Below are 21,008 nucleotides of genomic sequence, written 5' to 3' on the forward strand. Positions count from 1 at the left end.
GTTTAAAATTATGGTAAAGCAAAAAACCATCCAAAGTGAAATTTCACTTATAGGTGTTGGATTACATACTGGAAAAGAAGTGAAAATGACTTTTAAGCCAGCTCCAATTAACAACGGTTTTACTTTTGTAAGAGTGGATCTTGAAGGAAGTCCTATTATAGAAGCAGATGCTAATTATGTAGTGAATACCCAACGTGGAACAAACTTAGAGAAACTAGGTGTTAAAATTCAAACTTCGGAACACGTTTTGGCCGCATTTGTTGGTCTTGACGTAGATAATGTTATCATCGAATTAAACGAATCCGAACCACCTATTATGGATGGATCTTCTAAATTCTTTGTAGAAGCTATCGAAAAAGTAGGCGTTATAGAACAAGAAGCCGAACGTAAATATTATGTTGTAAAAGAAGTTATTTCTTTTGTTGACGAAGCTACAGGAAGCGAAATTATTGTTATGCCATCCGATGATTATCAGGTAACTGCAATGGTAGATTTTGGTACTAAAGTATTAGGGACTCAAAATGCTACTCTTAAAAATATTGCTGATTTCAAAAAAGAAATATCCGATGCTAGAACTTTTAGTTTCCTGCATGAATTAGAAAGTTTATTAAATGATGGTTTAATAAAAGGTGGTGATTTAAACAATGCAATAGTTTATGTAGATAAAGAGATTTCACCAGAAACTATGGAGAATCTTAAAAAAGCATTTGGAAAAGACCATATATCCGTTAAAGAAAATGGTATTTTAGATAACCTTACTTTGCATTATCCTAATGAAGCCGCACGTCATAAATTGCTAGATGTTATTGGCGATTTAGCTTTAATAGGAATACGAATCAAAGGAAAAGTAATTGCCAATAAACCAGGACATTATGTAAACACGCAGTTTGCTAAAAAAATGGCTAAGATTATTAAAATTGAGCAGAAGAATCACATTCCAGTTTATGATTTAAATTTGCCTCCATTGATGGATATTCACCAAATTATGAATATCTTGCCACACCGACCACCATTTTTATTGATTGATAGAATCATTGAAATGTCAAGCACACACGTTGTAGGGATGAAAAATGTAACCATGAATGAAAATTTCTTTGTGGGACATTTTCCAGATGCACCAGTAATGCCGGGGGTTTTAATTGTAGAAGCAATGGCACAATCGGGAGGGATATTAGTTTTGAGTACCGTTCCAGATCCAGAGAATTATTTAACTTATTTCATGAAAATTGATAATGTTAAATTCAAACATAAAGTATTGCCAGGCGATACCTTAATATTTAAATGCGATTTAATTACTCCTATTCGAAGAGGAATTTGTCACATGCAAGCCAATGCTTACGCAAATGGAAAATTAGTTGCCGAAGCCGAATTGATGGCTCAAATTGCTAAAAAACAATAAGAAAAAGTTTATTGTTTGTAGTTTATTGTTGCTTTAACAATAAACTATAAACCACAAACTATAAACAAAAAATATATGAATCAACCGTTAGCATATGTTCATCCAGGCGCAAAAATCGCTAAAAATGTTGTAATTGAACCTTTTACAACCATTCATAACAATGTAGAAATTGGAGAAGGAACTTGGATAGGTTCTAATGTAACCATAATGGAAGGCGCTCGAATAGGTAAAAATTGTAATATTTTTCCTGGAGCCGTAATCTCTGCTGTACCACAAGATTTAAAATTTGGAGGAGAAGATTCTCTAGCTATTATTGGAGATAATACCACCGTTAGAGAATGTGTTACTATCAATAGAGGAACTATAGCTTCTGGTCAAACTAAAATAGGAAGTAATTGTCTTATCATGGCAACAGCACATATTGCGCACGATTGCCATATTGGAGATTATGCCATTATTGTAAATGGTGTCGCTTTAGCCGGACACGTAATTGTAGGAAATTATGCCATCATTGGCGGATTGGCTGCTTTGCACCAATTTATTCATGTAGGCGATCATGCTATGATTTCTGGTGGATCTTTGGTTCGTAAAGACGTTCCGCCATATACTAAAGCAGCAAAAGAGCCTTTATCCTATGTAGGAATTAACTCGGTTGGATTAAGAAGAAGAGGTTTTACTTCTGAAAAAATTAGAGAAATTCAAGATATATACAGAATCTTATACCAAAAAAACTACAATACATCCCAAGCAATTGGAATTATTGAAGGTGAAATGGCAATTTCTCCAGAACGTGATGAAATATTAGATTTTATTCGTAATTCTTCTCGTGGTATCATGAAAGGATATTCAGGGGGGTATTAGAATGTTTAGAGTTTGTTGTTTATAGTTTAGTGTTAATATACTGCTAACGATAAACTACAAACCATAAACCACAAACAAAAAACTATAAACAATAAAAAAACATAAAAAAATGGCATCAACTTCAGATATTAGAAACGGATTATGTATTAAATTCAATCACGATATTTATAAAATCATCGAATTCCTTCACGTAAAACCAGGGAAAGGTCCTGCTTTTGTAAGAACCAAATTAAAAAGTTTAACTAACGGAAAAGTTTTGGATAATACTTTTTCTGCAGGACACAAAATAGAAGATATTCGTGTAGAAACTCAAACTTTTCAGTATTTATATGCTGAAGGAGATCAGTTTCATTTCATGAATACCGAATCGTACGAACAAATAACTTTAGAAAAGAAAATACTAGATGCTCCAGATTTATTAAAAGAAGGAACAATAGTTATGGTTCAAATTAATACAGAGAATGACATGCCAATTTCGGTAGATATGCCAGCATCAATTGTATTAGAAGTTACTTATGCAGAGCCAGGTGTAAAAGGAAATACAGCAACTAATGCTACAAAACCTGCAAAAGTAGAAACCGGAGCTTCTGTAAACGTACCTTTATTTATTAATGAAGGAGATAAAATCAAAATTGATACGGCTAGTGGAAATTATATGGAACGCGTTAAAGAATAGTTTTAGTGAACATTATTCAGATAATACTGAACGCTGAGCACTGATTACTGAACACTAAAATTATGAAATTCAACAAAACCCACACTTTAAAAGAAATTGCAGCAATAATTGGTTGTCCTTATATTGGTGCAGATGATTTTCCTGTTATTGGTATGAATGAAATTCATTTAGTTACAGCTGGAGATATTGTTTTTGTAGACCATCCAAAATACTACGATAAAGCATTGCAATCTGCCGCGACTGTAGTTTTAATCAACAAAGAAGTAGATTGCCCAGAAGGAAAAGCATTGCTTATTTCAGACGATCCGTTTAGAGATTTCAACAAACTTACCAATCATTTTAGACCTTTTACTGCTGCTAATGTTTCCGTTTCGGAATCGGCCGTAATAGGAGTGGGTACCGTTATTCAACCCAATTGTTTTATAGGACATAATGTAACTATCGGAAGCAATTGTATTATTCATTCTAATGTTTCCATTTATGATAATTGTGTAATTGGAGATAATGTAGTCATTCAAGCCGGAACTATTCTTGGTGCTGATGCTTTTTATTACAAAAAAAGAGCAGAAGGTTTTGATCAACTCCTTTCGGGGGGAAGAGTAGTTATTGAAAATAATGTTGGAATTGGAGCGCTTTGTACCATTGATAAAGGGGTTACAGGCGATACAACTATTGGTGAAGGAACCAAAATTGACAACCAAGTGCATGTTGGTCATGATACGATTATTGGTAAAAAATGCCTAATTGCTGCACAAACGGGTATTGCTGGTTGCGTAATTATTGAAGACGAAGTTACTCTTTGGGGGCAAGTAGGAACTACAAGTGGCATTACTATTGGTGCCAAAGCAGTAATTTTGGGTCAAACTGGAGTTACAAAATCAGTGGAAGGAGGTAAATCTTATTTTGGAACTCCCATTGAAGAATCTCGCGAAAAGTTAAAACAATTGGCTTATATCAAACGTATTCCAGAACTAATAAAAAATCTTAAGTAATGACACCAAAAGAATTAGTTTTAGATTTCTATAAAAATGATGTGATTTTAAATCAATCGGAAGTAAATGAATTTTTGCATCCCGATTTAATTATAGAATGGAATAGTAGTAAAGGTTTTGTTCAAATGGACCGCCAAGATGTTTTAAATCTAACATTAGATTTAAAAAAAGCTTATGTTCGTTCCAAAATGCGAATAACCCATGTTATTGAAGAAGGTTCCATGGTTTCTATTCGTTATTCTCATTTTGTAAAAACATTTGAAAACCCAAGAGAGGAAATGCTATTGGCACATTTTTTTGTTATTTGGGAAGTAAAAGACAATAAATTGTACCGAGGTTACCAAATGAGTCAATTCAATTAAAAACATATATAGAAATTTAGCAAGATTTAGTTAAAAAACTAATTACTAATGGCTAATTACTAATTACTATTTTATACTTTTGCAACACGAAAATTTAAACACAATATAATATACATATCATGAGCGTTTTAGTTAATAAAGATTCAAAAATAATAGTTCAAGGATTTACTGGAAGCGAAGGAACTTTCCACGCACAGCAAATGATTGAATACGGAACTAACGTAGTAGGTGGAGTAACACCAGGAAAAGGTGGTTCAACGCACCTTGATCGTCCTGTTTTTAATACCGTTAAAGATGCTGTTGAACTAGCAGGTGCAGATACTACTATCATTTTTGTACCACCAGCTTTTGCAGCCGATGCAATTATGGAAGCTGCCGATGCAGGTATCAAAGTAATCATCTGTATTACAGAAGGTATTCCGGTTGCCGATATGATTAAAGCGTATGCTTACATTAAAGATAGAGAATGTAGATTAATAGGACCTAACTGTCCTGGAGTAATTACTCCAGGTGAAGCCAAAGTTGGTATCATGCCAGGTTTTGTTTTCGAAAAAGGAACTGTTGGAATTGTTTCTAAATCAGGAACATTAACTTATGAAGCTGCAGACCAAGTAGTAAAACAAGGCTTAGGAATTACTACAGCAATTGGTATTGGTGGAGATCCAATTATTGGAACTACTACTAAAGAAGCAGTAGAATTGTTAATGAATGATCCAGAAACTAATTGTATTGTTATGATTGGAGAAATTGGAGGTCAACTAGAAGCAGATGCTGCTAAATGGATTAAAGCCGATGGTAATCGTAAACCAGTAATTGGTTTTATTGCAGGTGAAACAGCTCCTAAAGGACGTACAATGGGGCATGCTGGTGCTATTGTTGGTGGTGCGGACGATACTGCAGAAGCTAAAAAACGTATCATGAGAGAATGTGGTATTCACGTTGTGGATTCTCCAGCTGAAATTGGTAAAAAAGTAAAAGAAGTACTTGGATAGTTAGACGTTATTCTGACAAGACGCATAAAGAAAAACCTCCTCAAGAAATTGAGGAGGTTTTTCTTTATCGTCTTGTTTTTATTATTTATTCATCACGTGGTAGGCAATTAAACCATCAATAGGTCTTCGAAGCACATTACCAACTTTTATATTGTGTTTATTTAATACTTCTATTAATTCTTCTTTTAAATAAAAAGCTATAGATCCAACAAAATGAACCGGAATTTCAGTACAATTATCAAACTGTTTTACATAATTTTCTACAAATTCTTCTAATTCTTCATAAATAAATTTTTTGCAAAATTCGGTATCTTTATGTTTAATTAAAAACTTAGCAAAAGTTGCCAAATAAGCATTTGGATTAGGTTCTTTATAAAGATTATTCTTAATGTAATCGGCATCTAAATTGTATTCTTCTTCAAATTCGGAAGCCAAATCTTTAGGCATTTTATTAAAATAATATCCGCGAATTAAATGTCGACCAAAACGATTGCCAGAACAATCATCCATAGCTATATATCCAAGCGATTGTACTTTTTGATGTAAAATTTTGCCGTCAAAATAGCTGCAATTAGAACCAGTTCCTAAAATACAAACAATTGCTTCATCGTCTTTTGGAGTGGTAGCATATACTGCTGCATAAGTATCTTCATGAACGGAAATTGATGCATTGGTAAAATATTCTTGAAAAACTATTGTAAGAAAATTTTTCATTCTATCCGTGCCACATCCAGCTCCATAAAAGAATAAATTGGTTGCTTTATATTTATTATGAGATATGTCAAATTTATCTTCCAATCGGGAGATAATTTGTTCTTTATCTAAAACTTCAGGATTTAATCCTAGGGTTTGTGTAGTGAAAAGTACTTTGCCATTTTCATCTATAGCAATCCAATCGGCCTTGGTAGAGCCGCTATCGACTAATAATTTCATTTGTTTGTTTGGTATTTTGGGTTAATGAAAAATTCCCATTACAAATAAATATGCAATGGGAATTCCTTTTTGTTATTACAAACTAGAAATATGTACTGATAAATCAATTAATTTACTAGAATATCCATATTCATTATCGTACCAAGAAATAATTTTAAAGAAAGTAGAATTTAATCCAATTCCAGCTTTAGCATCAATGATAGAAGTTCTTGAATCAGATACGAAATCTTGAGAAACAACATCGTCTTCTGTATATCCTAAAACACCTTTTAATTCGTTTTCAGAAGCCTTTTTAAGCACTGCCATAATTTCTTCGTAAGAAGTTTCTTTAGCAACTTTTACAGTTAAATCAACTGCAGAAACGTCAGCTGTTGGAACACGCATTGACATCCCAGTAAGTTTTCCGTTTAATTCTGGAATTACTTTCCCTACTGCTTTAGCAGCACCGGTAGAAGATGGAATCATGTTTAATAATGCCGATCTTCCTCCACGGAAATCTTTACGAGACGGACCATCAACGGTTAATTGAGTAGCTGTAGTAGCGTGAACGGTTGTCATTAATGCTTCTACAATTCCGAAATTATCATTAATTACTTTAGCTAAAGGAGCTAAACAATTAGTAGTGCAAGATGCATTAGAAACAATTGTATCTGCAGCAGTAGCTTTAGTATGGTTTACTCCCATAACAAACATTGGTGCATCTGCAGATGGAGCAGAAATAACTACTTTTTTAGCGCCACCTTTAATGTGTGCTTGAGCAGTTTCTAAAGTTGTGAAAATACCTGTACATTCGGCAACTACGTCTACACCTACTTCATCCCATTTTAGAGTAGAAGGGTCTCTTTCTGCAGTAATTCTAATGTGTTTATCGTTTACAAAAAGTTTACCGTCTTTAACTTCCACTTTTCCAGCAAAACGACCATGAACGGAATCGTATTTTAGTAAATAAGCTAAATGATCTACATCTAACAAATCGTTAATAGCTACTACTTCAACATTATCTCTATTGAAAGATTCTCTAAAAACGATTCTTCCAATTCTTCCGAATCCATTTATTCCTAATTTTACTTTTGACATTTTATATTTTGTTTATTGTTATTTTATTCTTGTTTATTGTTTATTGTTTATGGTTTGTTGTTTATGGTTTATAGTTTATAGTTTATGGTTTATTGTTTATGGTTTATGGTTTATGATCTGAACAACAAACTATAAACCCTAAACAACAAACTTTTTATGTAGTCATTATATCCGATACTCGAAGTAAATCTCTATCAATTTCAGAATGCCCTTTAATGGCTTGTTCTAAGGGGGTTAGTGCAACTTTGTCATTTAACATTCCAACCATGTAATTAGATTTTCCTTCCAAGATAGATTCTACTGCTTTTACACCTAGTCTACTAGCAAGAACTCTATCAAAGCAGGATGGAGAACCACCACGTTGCATGTGTCCTAATACCGAAACTCGAATGTCGTATTCTGGAAAATTTTCTTCGATATAATCTTTTAATTCAAATACGTTTTTACCAATTTTATCCCCTTCAGCAATTACTACTATACTGGAAGATTTTCCAGAAGCTTTACTTTTGCGCAAAGATTCTAAAAGACGATCTAATCCTAAATTTTCTTCTGGAATAAGAATTTCTTCTGCTCCAGCTCCAATTCCAGCGTTAAGAGCAATATGGCCAGCATCTCTACCCATAACCTCTACAAGAAATAAACGGTTGTGGGAACTTGCAGTATCTCGTATTTTATCAATACAATCTACAACAGTATTTAGAGCAGTATCAAATCCTAAAGTATGGCTTGTGCCAAATATATCATTATCTATTGTTCCTGGAATTCCAATAACGGGAAAGTCATATTCACTATTGAAAATTTCAGCTCCAGTAAAACTTCCATCCCCACCAATTACTACAAAGGCATCAATACCTGCTTTAGTTAAACTATCAAAAGCTTTTTTTCTACCTTCTGTAGTCATAAATTCTTTAGAACGCGCCGATTTTAAAATAGTTCCACCTTTATTAATTATATTATTAACAGAACGTGGCCCCATCTCTTTAAAATCACCCTCAATCATTCCTTGGTATCCTCTATAAATACCAACACATTCAATGTTATGGTAAGCACAGGTTCTAACAACAGATCGGATAGCAGCATTCATTCCTGGAGAATCACCTCCTGAAGTAAGCACCCCTATTTTTTTTATCGTTTTTGACATTTTTTTGTTTTAAAATGTAAAATTAACAAAGAATAAGTATATAAAATACGACATTGATAAATACTTCCTTGATATTAACAATTTAAAACGTTTTCGTTGATAAGTTTTATTTTGCTAATACGATAATTAAGAAATTTCTTGGGGAATAATTACTAATCTAGTTTTCCTTCTTTATTGTGAAGGTTGATTTCGGTAGTTTTTTTAGGAATGGAATTGTTGTTTTCCATATTGATATAACTAGGAAGCATTTTAGTTGCTTCGGTAGGATTTTCAGTTTTAACTTTTTTCTCTCTATCGATTTTAGTTTTCTTGAAAATCTTGTTAACTAATTCTTTAAAAGTATCAAAATCTACTTCATATGAAACCCCAGCGCCCTGGGTATAACCAATGCCTTGGCCTATATAGTTAATATCGTTTTCTTTATTGAAAACCCTTAAGTTTAATGTTCCATCTTCATTAACACGATATTGCATTTCAAAGTTTCCTACAATGGCAGTTTCCGAAACGCCACCTGTAGGTACCCCAACTTTTCCATTTATAGTAATTCGTTCGTTTATTTGAGTTGAAATAGAAGCAACTACTCTTCCATCTGTTGGTCGTAAAGCAGTTTTTTCGGCAGCGGTATAAATGACTTCTACATTCATTTTGCTATCTTTATTATTAAAGATATCGCCAAACAATGCCGATGCTTTTTCATAAAAACTATTGGTAACTTGCGATTGACTAAGCCCTTCCTGACTTAAAAAACCTCCTGTAGATAATAAATATAATGCTTGAGTTTGTCGGATGTCTTTATCGCCTAATTTAGTTTCAATTTCCGATTTAATTACCGAACTAACATTTGGAAAATTAATGTTAAAATCGGGCTCCGGATTGGTAATAGTTCCTTTTAAACCTATTATCACTTCCACCGGAATTTTTTTATTAAAAGAAGCATTATCAATTAAAACCGCTGGATTGGCAGTAATGTTTTTAGAAACAGCTTCCAAATTTAAAATTGCTTTGTATGGATTACCATCCCAAACGATGGATCCGTATTTTTTTACAGTAAATTGTTTGTCAATTAGACCTCCATATTTAAAATTGTAAGAACCTTCCCAAACAGTATAGTCACCATACATTTCAAATTTTCCTAGTGTATTAATATTCATATATAAGGTACCTACTCCTTTTCCTTTCATACCATGTCCCGAATCTCTATCTAAAATTACCTCAATACTGGCAACGGGAGTAATATTAAATTCAAAATTCATTTGGAGGCCATTATAATTTCGAATAAATTCGGCATCTTTAGTTCCTGAGCCGTATTTTTCTCCTTTGGTTAAAAAATGGAGGTAATTATTATCACTAATAGAACTTGCATCGTTTATTGGGATTTTAATATCGGTTCCTTTTCCAGATTCGGCATTTACATTAATTGATAATCCGTTGGTTGGACCTTTAATGGTAGCGCTACCTTTAATAAATGCGGTTCCAAAATAAGCTACATCTTCATGGTCTTTGGTATTTAAAGCCAAAATTCTATCGGAATCTATAGCCAAATCCAATTCCCAATCGCCAAATTGTTTGTGTTTGATAAAGCCTTCGATGTTTCCAGAAGTATTGAATTTAGTGTCGTATAATTGTGTTTTTTCTACAATAAATTTATTTTGGGTAATGTCTACTGCCGAGTGGTCTTTAATTTTATAATCAACATTTAAGTAGGGTATAGAAAGTCCTGCATCATCTACAAATAATTTACCGGAATAATTAATATCATTAACATTTCCATTAATTCGGGCATTTCCAGAGGCAAATCCTCTAATATTGGAAAGAACTTCTCCACCTAAATTACTTAAAATTCCTAAATTGAATCTTTGAAAATTCAGATTTAAATCTAATAAAGTTTCATTATTTACAATTTCTAAATCCCCATCGGCACTGAAAGACTTGATATTTTCATTCTCAATTTTAGAGACAATATCAAATCTTGAAAATTCATTATTTCCAGTAATATCTAATTTTAAATCGCCTAAAGCATTTTCATTTATTTGTAAATCTTCGATTTCTAAATTTGCCGTAGGTTGGTAAATAGCTTCGTTTTGTTTAATAAACACTTCCCCATTTAAGTTACCATCAAACTTAAATTGATTTACTGTGGGAGTCACTTTATTAAGGTTAACATTTTGAAATGTTAATTGTAAATCTTTATTTTTGGTTCCGCCTATCAATCCTTTTAATTGCATGGATTGGTTTTCATGGGAAACAATAATATCTTCAAAAGAAAAATTCTTGAAATCTTTATCAAATACTATTTTATTTTTGTCGTTTTCTTTCTCGTTTATGTACCAAAGAAAATCCTTAAACATCATTTCCGATTTACTAAAGCCAATGATGTTTTTATTGTTTTTATCAATAGTATGATAAAGATTTAAATTATAAAAATCATTTCCTTTATCACCTCCTTTAAATTCGGTTCTAAAGGATAAAGTATCTTTAGAAGTAGCATTAATCAACGAAAAATCTCTAACTTTATATTGCTTGGTTACTATGCTGTCCATTTGAACATAAGTGTTGTACAATGGGTTTTTATTATCAATTTCTAATTGAACGTTATCCAAATGAACATTGAAGGCATCTATAGTTTTAGTTGAAAATTTTAATTTAAAATCATTGTCATCTCCCTTTATTTGTCCATTTAATACGGCGCTAACATCAAGTGATATTTTAGGGTTCAGTATTTCTATAAACTTATTAAATTGAGAAAAATCAAATTTTAAATATTGCCCTTTTTTCAACACATTGGGTTTGTAGTTGGTGTATAGACTTCCGAGAGAGTTTTGTACCATCTTTTGAATTTGAGAAAACTCAAACTTTCCTTGAATTTTCCCATTCATTTCATTTGGAGAAAATAAGGAAATAGTATGTACATTATTGCTGTCAAAACTAGAGTTAACAGACAAATTATCAAAGAAATAAATATCTTTAGAATTTTGATATGAAGCATTGCTAACTTCCACATCGCCTTTCATAGTGTCCAAAGAATTGCCAGAAACCTTCATGACAACATCCCCTTTAAAAACAGAAATAGAATCTTTAAGAAAATTCAATCTTTTTAAATTGGCATAATCTACTTTGGCATGAAAATCATAAATTTTTTCTTTTTTACTTAAGTCTACAACACCATCAAAATCTAGAAATAAATTAGGATCGTTTACATTAACTTTACCTTTAAAAATTGGTTTTTTAAAGGCACCATCTGCCAAAATATTTTTATAATTGTAACCATTATAATCTACATTTTGAATTGCTCCCGAAAACTTGGTGTCAAGATATTTTTCGGTAAATCCTTTTCCATCCACATCAATATTTAGTGTTGCAAAACCTACATCTTTTCTACCTAAAAAACTTCCTAAATTAAATTGATTTAAAATAATATTCCCCGAATAGGAAGCGTTGTCAATAGTATTTAGATTGGTCATTACCAATTTAGAAGCAATTGTTCCAAGTTTAGTGTGCAATGTAAAATCGGCATCTACGCTAGTCTTGGTAACTTCGGCTTTTCCGTTTAAATTAAATTGTCCAAGTTTTTTTAAGGAAGATGGTAAATTTTTCCCTAAAACATTTGGCAATAGAGTTACTAAATTTGTATAACTAGAACTCACTTTTGAAAAGGAACCTTTCATGTAGAAATCGCCTTTTCCTTTCTTTGCAAAAAGGTTTTTAAAATTCACAGTTCCGGAAATAACGGAATTTTTAGTGTCTTTTAAATACAAATGTTTGGCTGTGAAGTCATTTAAAGTACCATCAATTTTTCCGCTTAACGCAAATTGTTGGTTTTTACCTAATTCATTATAAAAATAACGAATATCATTACTTGATAAAGAAGCTTCTTTAGTGGTAATATCAAAAATAACTTTATTATTAAAATCTTTAAAATCTTTTCTGTCGTATTTAAGAATTACTGCACCTTTTAGAGTAGATTCGGCCGTTTTAAAATCAAGATTTTCCAAACGGATGTTCTGTTTGGTATAGGTAAATTTAGAAGTTACGTTTTCTACGAATAATCCTCTATGATCCATAAAAGACATTGCGTCAATATTAGTATAAACATTTGGACCTTCTATTTTAAAATCAGATACTACTGCATTTAACTTTGTAAAATCAACATCTAGAGGTACTTCTCTGTTGTAATCTATCTCTCGAAACCTACAGTTTTTAAGAGTCATTTTATCAGAAGTCATTAAAAATTTTCCAGATGCAGGTTTACCGTCATCAAAAGCAGCAATAAATTTATCTAAATTAGTGTCGGTATCTCCTTTGTAGGTTTTTACATTTACAGTCAAGGCATCTGCAGTAAGACTTCCAAAAATTAAATTTCCGTCTAACAACTTTTTTGTATCCAGAATACTTGTTATTAATCTTTTAGCAAAGATTAAAGTATCTTTCTTTTCGTCTTTTACTACTACTTTTTTAAGCTGAACTCCACCAAAAATGGTCACTTCTACTTGATCTACATAAATGTTGGTTCCGAATTTTTTATTAAGATTTTCAGTAACATAATGGGCAATTTTTGTTTGAACTACAGGAAGTGAAAGCGCAATACCAATAGACAATAAAAGCAATAACAGCACAACAACTGTGCGCAGTATTATTTTTTTAAAGGTCTTAAAACGTGTGTTGTTTTTTTTTTCTTCCAAAATTTAATTTGCTTTGCAATATCCATCAGTAACAAATATATACAATAATTCTTACTTTTCCTAGGTATCCCTATTCTCTCCAAAACAAATAATCCCTAGCTATTTGGTGCATTACCTCTAAAATAGTTACTTTTGTAATCGATGTAAAAATAATCGTTTTATGCCGTTTATTCAAATATAATTCAAAAATTGTGCCTAATGCTTAACAAAGAGGTTTTTATTCTTGCTATAGAAAGTTCCTGCGACGATACTGCTGCTGCAGTTTTAAAAAACAATATCGTTTTATCTAATGTTGTAGCAGGTCAAAAAATACATGAAGAATATGGTGGTGTGGTGCCTGAACTGGCGTCAAGAGCCCACCAACAAAATATCGTTCCTGTTATTGATATGGCATTAAAGAAAGCGGGAATTCCGATGGACTATCTTACAGCAATTGCTTTCACACAAGGTCCAGGGTTGATGGGTTCTTTATTAGTTGGAACTTCTTTTGCAAAATCATTGGCTTTAGCCTTAAATATTCCGTTAATTGCTGTGAACCACATGCACGCGCACATCTTGGCACATTTTATTGAGGAAGAAGGATTTGACAAACCAGAGTTTCCTTTTTTGGCTTTAACTATTTCAGGAGGTCATACCCAAATTGTAAAAGTTTCTAGTTTTTTTGATATGGAAATCATTGGCGAAACAACCGATGATGCTGTTGGTGAAGCCTTTGATAAATCGGCCAAAATCATGGGACTTCCATACCCCGGCGGACCTTTAATAGATAAGTTTGCTAAAGAAGGAGACCCTAAAAAGTTTGTCTTTACCAAGCCAAAAGTACCTGGATTGAATTTTAGTTTCTCTGGATTAAAAACCCAAATTTTATATTTTATTCAAAAAAATGTAGTGCTAAATGCAAATTTTATTGAAGAAAATAAATGTGATATTTGTGCTTCCATTCAACATACTATCATTGAAATTTTGATGGATAAATTAAAATTGGCTGTTGCCGAAACAGGAATAACTCAAATTGCCATTGGCGGAGGAGTTTCTGCCAATTCCGGGATTAGAGCAACCCTAAAAGCAGCAGAACCAAAATACGGATGGAAAACATTCGTTCCAAAATTCGAATATACCACCGATAATGCTGCCATGATTGGAATTGTTGGCTATCAAAAATATTTAGAAAATAAGTTTAACGATGCTGGAGTTGTTTCGAAAGCACGAATTGAGTTTTAATATGCAATTATTCTATAGCCCTACAATTAACGAAACGCTAACTTCTTTTATTTTTGATAAAGAAGAAAGTAAACATATAATTAAAGTTTTAAGAAAACAAGAAAGAGATATTCTTTATGTTACTAATGGTTTAGGTTTTTTATTTAAAACGGAAATTGCTTTGGCTTCCGATTCTAAATGCACGGTAAATGTTCTTTCATTCACCAAACAAGAAACACCAAAATTTCATATGCATCTTGCCGTTGCTCCTACCAAAATGAACGAACGTTACGAGTGGTTTTTAGAAAAAGCAACCGAAATTGGCATTCAAGAAATCACACCAATTATTTGCGATCATTCGGAAAGAAAAGTAATAAAAATGGATCGTTATCAAAAGATAATCGAATCGGCAATGAAGCAATCGTTACACTACTATTTGCCAAAATTAAACGAACCAATTCTTTTAAAAGACTTCTTGAAAATAGAATTAAAAGGCCAAAAATATATTGCACATTGCGAAGAAACGAATAAAAAATCATTAAAATCACAATTGCTTCCTAATGAAGATGTAACCTTATTGATTGGTCCGGAAGGGGATTTTTCTGTTAAAGAAATTGAAATGGCTTTGAACAATAAATATATTCCAATATCTTTGGGTGAAACTAGATTGCGAACCGAAACAGCAGCGATAGTAGCTTGCCATAGTGTAGTATTTATAAACAATTGATTATGAGTAAATTATTTTTAAATTTATTTTTTTTTCTTGTCTTAAGCACGAGTGCTTTTGCTCAAAAACAAACTTTATTTTTAGATACCAATTACGATACTGCTTTGGCACAATCTAAGAAGGAAAACAAGCCAATTGCAATAATGTTTTATGCCAATTGGTGTGCGCATTGCAAAAAAATGAAAGAAGAAATTTTCATGGATGCCGATGTAATAAAATTTTATAGCACTTCCTATATTTGCATTGCTGTAGATGCAGAATCTGCTGAAGGAATTGCTTTAAAAAACAAACTTCAATCTAAGTTTTTAGTAAAATCGTATCCAACTTTTGCTTTTATTGATAGTAATGAAAATTTATTATACTGTATTGCTGGAGAATTTAAAAAAGATATTTTTATTTTGGAAGGAACTAAAGCGTTAGTTCCAGAGAATCAATTTACTTTTATAAAAGAAAAATTCAATGCCGACAATTCAAATGCAGAGAACTGTTTGCGATACATCATTGTAACCAGAAAAGCGGGATTTGACGCTACCTCAATTACTCAGAACTATTTAAAAACAAAATCGGAAGCCGAATTGTTTACCGAACTAAACTGGAAAATTCTCGCCAACGGAATCAACAATATTCAAGCTAAAGAAGTGCCCTTTATTGTTGCCAAAAAAGAGGAATTTGCTAAAGTCGTTACTCTGTCTAGAATAGAAAAAAAGTTAGTTTATATGGTTTCCGATAATCTAAAACCATTGGCAGATCTTGGAGATACTTTACGTTATAATAAGGTCAGACCAATTGCAGCCTCTTTTCAGATTCGAAAAGTAGATTCTTTATTGTTTAGATACGATTTGACTATAAATGAATATTCACAAAATTGGAAAAATTACAAAAAAACTTCGGAAACTTTAGTAGAAAAATTTGCTTGGAAAGATTCTAATGCTTTGGTAGAAATTTGCAATAATTATTTAACCCATATAGAAGATAAAAAAAGTTTAGACTTTGCAATTACTTGCGCCAAACAAGCCTTAACATTAGGAGAATCCTTAGATAAATACCTTTTAATTGTTAAATTATACACTAAAGAAAAAGATTATACCAATGCTTTGCTTTATGCCAACAATGCTAAAACCATTGCAACTAATTTTGGTTGGAAAACAGAAAATTTAGACAAATTATTAGTCGATTTAAAAAAACATTAAATTCATGAAAATTAAAATAATATTACTAATTTTATTTACTTCACTAATTGGTTATTCGCAAGAAATTGCCTTGTTAAAATACAATGGTGGCGGTGATTGGTATGCCAATCCAACCTCGTTGCTCAATTTGATAAAATTTAGCAATCAAAATATTAATACCACTATTAAGGTTAAACCTGCAACGGTCGAGCCTGGAAGTCCAGATGTTTTTTCCTATCCTTTCATTCATGCTACAGGCCATGGAAATATCCTTTTTAGCGATAGCGAAATCCTTAATTTGAGAAACTATATGCTGTCCGGTGGATTTATGCATTTTGATGATAATTTTGGTTTGGACGAATATCTTAGAAGAGAAATTAAACGGATATTCCCTAATTCTAATTTGGTTGAAATTCCAGCATCGCATCCTATATTCCAAAAACCATTTGCATTCCCAGCGGGTTTGCCAAAAATTCACGAACACGATGGTAAACGCCCTCAAGCATTTGGAATATTTCAAGATAATCGTTTGGTGTTGCTTTACACCTTCGAATGTGATTTGGGAGACGGTTGGGAAGATGCCGAAGTGCACAACGACCCTAAAGAAGTTCGTGACAAAGCACTAAAAATGGGTGCAAACATATTAAATTACATATTTAATAATTAAAAATATGACTTCTAAAAACATTGCAAGCGGAATATTACGAGCTATAGGAATTCTATCACTTGTTTGTTTATTATTTTATTTTATTTATCAAATTCAAAATGTAATTATTTATGTAATAATTGCTGTCATAACTTCATTAATAGCAAATCCAGTAGTTGAGTTTTTAAAAAAAAGATTAAAGTTCTCTAATGCGCTTTCTGTATCAGTTACCTTGTTTTTATTTTTATTATTGTTGTTGGGTTTAATTTCATTATTTGTGCCATTAATTATATCCCAAAGTGATAATTTATCTTTGCTAGATACAAAATCTATTGAAAATAAATTAGTGCATTTATACGCACAACTAGACACATATTTAGGTAGTCATAAAATAGACATCGACCGAATCATTAAAGAAAGTGATTTGACTTCCAAATTAAAATTTAATTATTTAACCGATTTCTTCAATTCAATAATTGGTACCATTAGTAGTTTTGGTATCGGATTGGTAACAGTATTTTTTATAAGTTTTTATTTTTTGCTAGATAAAGTGCAATTCATAATTGGAATGAAAAAAATTCTTCCAAGTGAAAGTGAAGACAGAATATTAAATTCTATTGATAAAATAAGACATTTATTAACTCGATATTTCATTGGTTTATTAATTCAATTAACTGTGGTTAGTATTTTATACCTAATTGTATTGTTAATTTTTGGTGTAGAAAATGCATTTGTAATTGCTTTTCTATGTGCTGTTTTAAATGTCATCCCTTACATCGGACCATTTATAGCGTCTATTCTAGCAGGCTTGTTAACCATGTTAACCACAATTAATCAAGATTTTCAAACCGTTACGTTGCCTACCACCATATATGTAACTATAGGATTCTTCATCGTGCAACTTATTGATAACAATATAACTTCTCCTTTTATCTTTTCTAAAAGTGTAAATTCCCACCCTTTGGAAATATTTTTAGTGATATTAATCATCGGAACTTTATTTGGAATCACCGGAATGATTATCGCAATTCCATTATATACCATTTTAAAAGTCATCGCCAAAGAGTTAATTCCTGAAAACAGAATAATACAACTATTAACGAAAAATCTATAATTGGAAACTGTTTTAACGAATCTTAATGCACTTTTACAACCTGAAGTTCAGGAATATATAATTGAAAAAACAGGGCAAGATGGATCAAAGCTAGCTCTATCTAAAAATCCGTTTCCAGATTTAGATTTTAAAATCATTGTAAATCAAATAGCAGCACGAACCAAAAGTAAAACCAAACTTCCTACATGGTTTAATTGCCTAAATTGTATATATCCAAGTAAAATTTCCATAGAACAAACCTCTTCCGAAATTACGGCACAATACAAATCGGAACTCATAGATGGAACTTCCTTAATTGACTTATCTGGAGGTTTTGGGGTAGATGATTACTACTTTTCTAAAAAAGTTTCCCAAGTAATTCATTGTGAAATAAATGCGGAACTTTCTTCAATAGTAAGTCATAATTTTAAGCAATTAGAAAGGACTAATATCCAATGTGTCGTTGGAGATAGTACCGAAACATTAAAAAATAGAAACCAAAAATTCGATTGGATTTATGTGGATCCTTCACGAAGAAATGAAACCAAAGGTAAAGTCTTTATGCTTCAAGATTGTTTGCCAAATGTGCCCGATTTACAAGAATTCTATTACCAATATGCATCCAAAATTCTGATTAAAACAGCACCATTGTTAGATATTACCGCAGGATTAACCGAATTGCAAAACGTAAAAACCATCCATATTTTGGCGATAGAAAATGAAGTAAAAGAATTGTTGTGGGAATTGCACCAAGGATATACTGATTCCATTACCATAAAGACTACAAATTTCAATAAAAATAAAAGAGAAAGCTTTCAATTTCAGTCGAATTCCGATAGGGATTACAATTTTGGTTTGCCTAAAAAATATCTTTACGAACCCAATAGTGCTATTTTAAAGTCAGGTGGATTTAAGGAAGTTGCAGCCCAATTTTCATTAGATAAACTCCACCAACATTCGCATTTGTATACATCAAATGATTTACTAGAATTTCCGGGAAGAGTTTTTGAAATAAACAATGTAATTCCTTTTTCAAAAAAAGAAATGACTTTGCATTTAGAAAATAATAAAATGAATATTACTTTGCGAAACTTTCCCGACACGGTAGAAAACCTTAGAAAAAAATGGAAAATAAAAGATGGAGGAAACCAGTATTGTTTTTTTACCACCAATTTAAATAACGATAAAATAGTTTTAATTTGCACCAAAATAAATACCCCATGAAAAAGTCCTTAGTAATTGTATTCTTTCTAATTTCAATATCCATTTTTGCACAAAAAGACTGCGAATATAGTTCAAACGTTAAAGATAGTACTGGAACCTATAAATCTACTAAAGATTATGTAATGCATGAAAAAGTCTTTGGAAACAGCCAAACTTCATTATTTTTCTCGTTAATAAATGCGGATGGATTACTGTCATTAAACTTTCAAATGGTGCAAAAAAGCGCCGATTTTATTCCGGCAAAATGTTTCGATAAAAACTCCAGAATATACATACAATTAACTAATGGAAAGGTAATACCATTAATAGGTTTGGAGCAAGAAAGTTGCGGAAATTACATTAGAGTCAATAACGAAAACTGCCGTTTACTTAACGGTTACTTTCTATTTATGAAAGAAACCTTAGAAGATTTAAAAACCTATCCGATATCTTTTTTCCGAATTAAATTTGCAGGTGAAACCACAGATTATATTGCCAAAGAAGTTCTAATATCCGAGGTTGACCAAAAAACCTACAATCCAGATCATTTCTTTATAGATTATTTAAAATGTTTGGATTAGCATTAATACAACAATGCGTCTTTCTTTACTTTTAATCTCCGCAATTATAAATTCGTTTCAATAAATTTTTAATAGCATCGATTTTTGTAGCGAAACATTAGGCATTTTAGCAATGGCAATTCCTGCTTTCGCCTTTAGTCTCGTTCCGTACCTCCACGAGAGCTACCGGCTCAATCAGGGCTATGCTCCCAGCAAATGGTATGAAATTCCAATTTCTAAAACATCCTACTATATAATACAATATATTTCCTTTCCTAACAGGTTTCCAAAACCTGTTAGGATTAAAAAGATTATGAGTTCCAACAAAAGACATAACCTAATTAAAAACCAAATTTCCCAAAACCATCAATAAATAAAACCCCAACTATATTTTCTATCCATGTCCCCCTCTCCTTTGGAGAGGGGTTAGGGGAGAGGAGAGCTATGTTTTTCTAAAACCAAGCGAAGCTTCTAAAACCGAGAAAACTATGGAACTATGTGGTTTAAAAAAAAAAATCACGTTTTCCCTCTCCTTTGGAGAGGGGTTAGGGGAGAGGAGAGCTATGTTTTTCTAAAACCAAGCGAAGCTTCTAATACCAAGAAAACTATGAAACTATGTGGTTTTAAAAAAAAATCACGTTTTCCCTCTCCTTTGGAGAGGGGTTAGGGGATAGGAGAGCTATGTTTTTCTAAAACCAAGCGAAGCTTCTAAAACCAAGAAAACTATGAAACTATGTGGTTTTAAAAAAAAAATCACGTTTTCCCTCTCCTTTGGAGAGGGGTTAGGGGAGAGGAGAGCTATGTTTTTCTAAAACCAAGCGAAGCGTCTAGAGTGAAGAAAACTATGAAACTATGTGGTTTAAAAAAAAATCACGTTTTCCCTCTCCTTTGGAGAGGGGTTAGGGGAGAGGAGAGCTATGTTTTTCTAAAACCAAGCGAAGCTTCTAATACCAAGAAAACTATGAAACTATGTGGTTTTAAAAAAAAATCACGTTTCCCTCCCTCTTCAAAGGAGAGGGAAAGAGGATAGCTTCCTTCTAAAACCCCACCAAACAAAAAAACTTTGCTCAACAACCTTCACGAATTCAGCGCATTAAAAAATACTTTCAAAAAAGGTATTGAAAACCCTTGCGAGAGTGAAAAAGAATGGTACTTTTGCACCCGCATTAAGGCAGACGTTCTTTACAAACTGAGACTACAAGACTAAAAAAATCTAAAAAAAAGATTTGCGAGAAACAAATAAAGGTTCTACCTTTGCCCTCCGCAAAACGATGAAGATTTTGGAAGAATTGACTGGT

At 32.1% G+C, this 21,008-nt stretch carries 17 protein-coding genes; 13 read left to right on the forward strand and 4 right to left on the reverse strand.

Annotated features, from left to right (window positions below; all coding sequences use genetic code 11):
* The first annotated feature begins 10 nt into the window (after positions 1-10).
* The 6 genes from ACIQ2J_RS11320 to sucD all read left to right on the forward strand — a co-directional run bounded on the left by ACIQ2J_RS11320 (position 11) and on the right by sucD (position 5,282).
* Positions 11-1,399 (forward strand): bifunctional UDP-3-O-[3-hydroxymyristoyl] N-acetylglucosamine deacetylase/3-hydroxyacyl-ACP dehydratase, encoded by a 1,389-nt coding sequence (locus tag ACIQ2J_RS11320; protein ID WP_396169811.1) that lies wholly within the window; start codon positions 11-13, stop codon positions 1,397-1,399.
* Between the two features lie 75 nt (positions 1,400-1,474).
* Positions 1,475-2,260, forward strand: coding sequence for an acyl-ACP--UDP-N-acetylglucosamine O-acyltransferase (lpxA, locus tag ACIQ2J_RS11325; protein WP_396169814.1), 786 nt, complete (start codon positions 1,475-1,477; stop codon positions 2,258-2,260).
* Positions 2,261-2,369: 109 nt separating this feature from the next.
* On the forward strand, positions 2,370-2,936 hold the full coding sequence (gene efp / locus ACIQ2J_RS11330) for an elongation factor P (RefSeq protein WP_396169816.1): 567 nt from the start codon (positions 2,370-2,372) through the stop codon (positions 2,934-2,936).
* Positions 2,937-2,998: 62 nt separating this feature from the next.
* The gene (locus ACIQ2J_RS11335; RefSeq protein ID WP_396169818.1) at positions 2,999-3,928 is read left to right on the forward strand and encodes a UDP-3-O-(3-hydroxymyristoyl)glucosamine N-acyltransferase; all 930 of its coding nucleotides are present in this window, start codon (positions 2,999-3,001) and stop codon (positions 3,926-3,928) included.
* A complete protein-coding gene (locus tag ACIQ2J_RS11340) occupies positions 3,928-4,290 on the forward strand; it encodes a nuclear transport factor 2 family protein (protein WP_396169820.1) in 363 nt (120 codons plus the stop codon). The genes ACIQ2J_RS11335 and ACIQ2J_RS11340 overlap by 1 nt, the downstream gene beginning before the upstream one ends.
* Positions 4,291-4,409: 119 nt before the next feature.
* Positions 4,410-5,282 carry a succinate--CoA ligase subunit alpha gene (gene sucD / locus ACIQ2J_RS11345; protein WP_396169823.1) on the forward strand — a complete coding sequence of 291 codons (873 nt, stop codon included), beginning with the start codon at positions 4,410-4,412 and terminating at the stop codon, positions 5,280-5,282.
* A gap of 81 nt (positions 5,283-5,363) precedes the next feature.
* On the opposite strand, the gene ACIQ2J_RS11350 is transcribed toward sucD, so the two are convergent.
* From ACIQ2J_RS11350 to ACIQ2J_RS11365, 4 genes are all read right to left on the reverse strand, one after another.
* Complete coding sequence (locus ACIQ2J_RS11350; protein ID WP_396169825.1) at positions 5,364-6,215, reverse strand: BadF/BadG/BcrA/BcrD ATPase family protein; 852 nt, start codon at positions 6,213-6,215, stop codon at positions 5,364-5,366.
* A gap of 75 nt (positions 6,216-6,290) precedes the next feature.
* The gene (gene gap, locus ACIQ2J_RS11355) at positions 6,291-7,292 is read right to left on the reverse strand and encodes a type I glyceraldehyde-3-phosphate dehydrogenase (protein WP_396169827.1); all 1,002 of its coding nucleotides are present in this window, start codon (positions 7,290-7,292) and stop codon (positions 6,291-6,293) included.
* 154 nt (positions 7,293-7,446) lie between these two features.
* The gene (gene pfkA / locus ACIQ2J_RS11360) at positions 7,447-8,433 is read right to left on the reverse strand and encodes a 6-phosphofructokinase (protein WP_396169829.1); all 987 of its coding nucleotides are present in this window, start codon (positions 8,431-8,433) and stop codon (positions 7,447-7,449) included.
* 152 nt (positions 8,434-8,585) lie between these two features.
* Complete coding sequence (locus tag ACIQ2J_RS11365; protein WP_396169831.1) at positions 8,586-13,112, reverse strand: translocation/assembly module TamB domain-containing protein; 4,527 nt, start codon at positions 13,110-13,112, stop codon at positions 8,586-8,588.
* Positions 13,113-13,310: 198 nt separating this feature from the next.
* Here ACIQ2J_RS11365 and tsaD point away from each other — a divergent pair, with 198 nt between their 5' ends.
* The 7 genes from tsaD to ACIQ2J_RS11400 are packed head-to-tail and all read left to right on the forward strand — an operon-like array spanning position 13,311 to position 19,731.
* Positions 13,311-14,333, forward strand: coding sequence for a tRNA (adenosine(37)-N6)-threonylcarbamoyltransferase complex transferase subunit TsaD (gene tsaD / locus ACIQ2J_RS11370; RefSeq protein WP_396169834.1), 1,023 nt, complete (start codon positions 13,311-13,313; stop codon positions 14,331-14,333).
* Between the two features lies 1 nt (position 14,334).
* The gene (locus ACIQ2J_RS11375) at positions 14,335-15,039 is read left to right on the forward strand and encodes a 16S rRNA (uracil(1498)-N(3))-methyltransferase (RefSeq protein WP_396169837.1); all 705 of its coding nucleotides are present in this window, start codon (positions 14,335-14,337) and stop codon (positions 15,037-15,039) included.
* A gap of 2 nt (positions 15,040-15,041) precedes the next feature.
* Complete coding sequence (locus ACIQ2J_RS11380; protein ID WP_396169841.1) at positions 15,042-16,229, forward strand: thioredoxin family protein; 1,188 nt, start codon at positions 15,042-15,044, stop codon at positions 16,227-16,229.
* A 4-nt stretch (positions 16,230-16,233) separates the two neighbouring features.
* Positions 16,234-16,875 carry a DUF4159 domain-containing protein gene (locus tag ACIQ2J_RS11385; protein ID WP_396169843.1) on the forward strand — a complete coding sequence of 214 codons (642 nt, stop codon included), beginning with the start codon at positions 16,234-16,236 and terminating at the stop codon, positions 16,873-16,875.
* A gap of 4 nt (positions 16,876-16,879) precedes the next feature.
* Positions 16,880-17,968, forward strand: a complete 1,089-nt coding sequence (locus tag ACIQ2J_RS11390) for an AI-2E family transporter (RefSeq protein WP_396169845.1) — start codon at positions 16,880-16,882, stop codon at positions 17,966-17,968.
* On the forward strand, positions 17,969-19,171 hold the full coding sequence (locus tag ACIQ2J_RS11395) for a class I SAM-dependent methyltransferase (RefSeq protein ID WP_396169847.1): 1,203 nt from the start codon (positions 17,969-17,971) through the stop codon (positions 19,169-19,171). It begins immediately after the preceding gene.
* Positions 19,168-19,731, forward strand: coding sequence for a hypothetical protein (locus tag ACIQ2J_RS11400; RefSeq protein ID WP_396169849.1), 564 nt, complete (start codon positions 19,168-19,170; stop codon positions 19,729-19,731). Before ACIQ2J_RS11395 ends, ACIQ2J_RS11400 begins: the two co-directional genes overlap by 4 nt.
* The last annotated feature ends 1,277 nt before the right edge of the window (positions 19,732-21,008 follow it).

The organism is Flavobacterium sp., from assembly GCF_044357305.1.
Taxonomy (GTDB): domain Bacteria; phylum Bacteroidota; class Bacteroidia; order Flavobacteriales; family Flavobacteriaceae; genus Flavobacterium.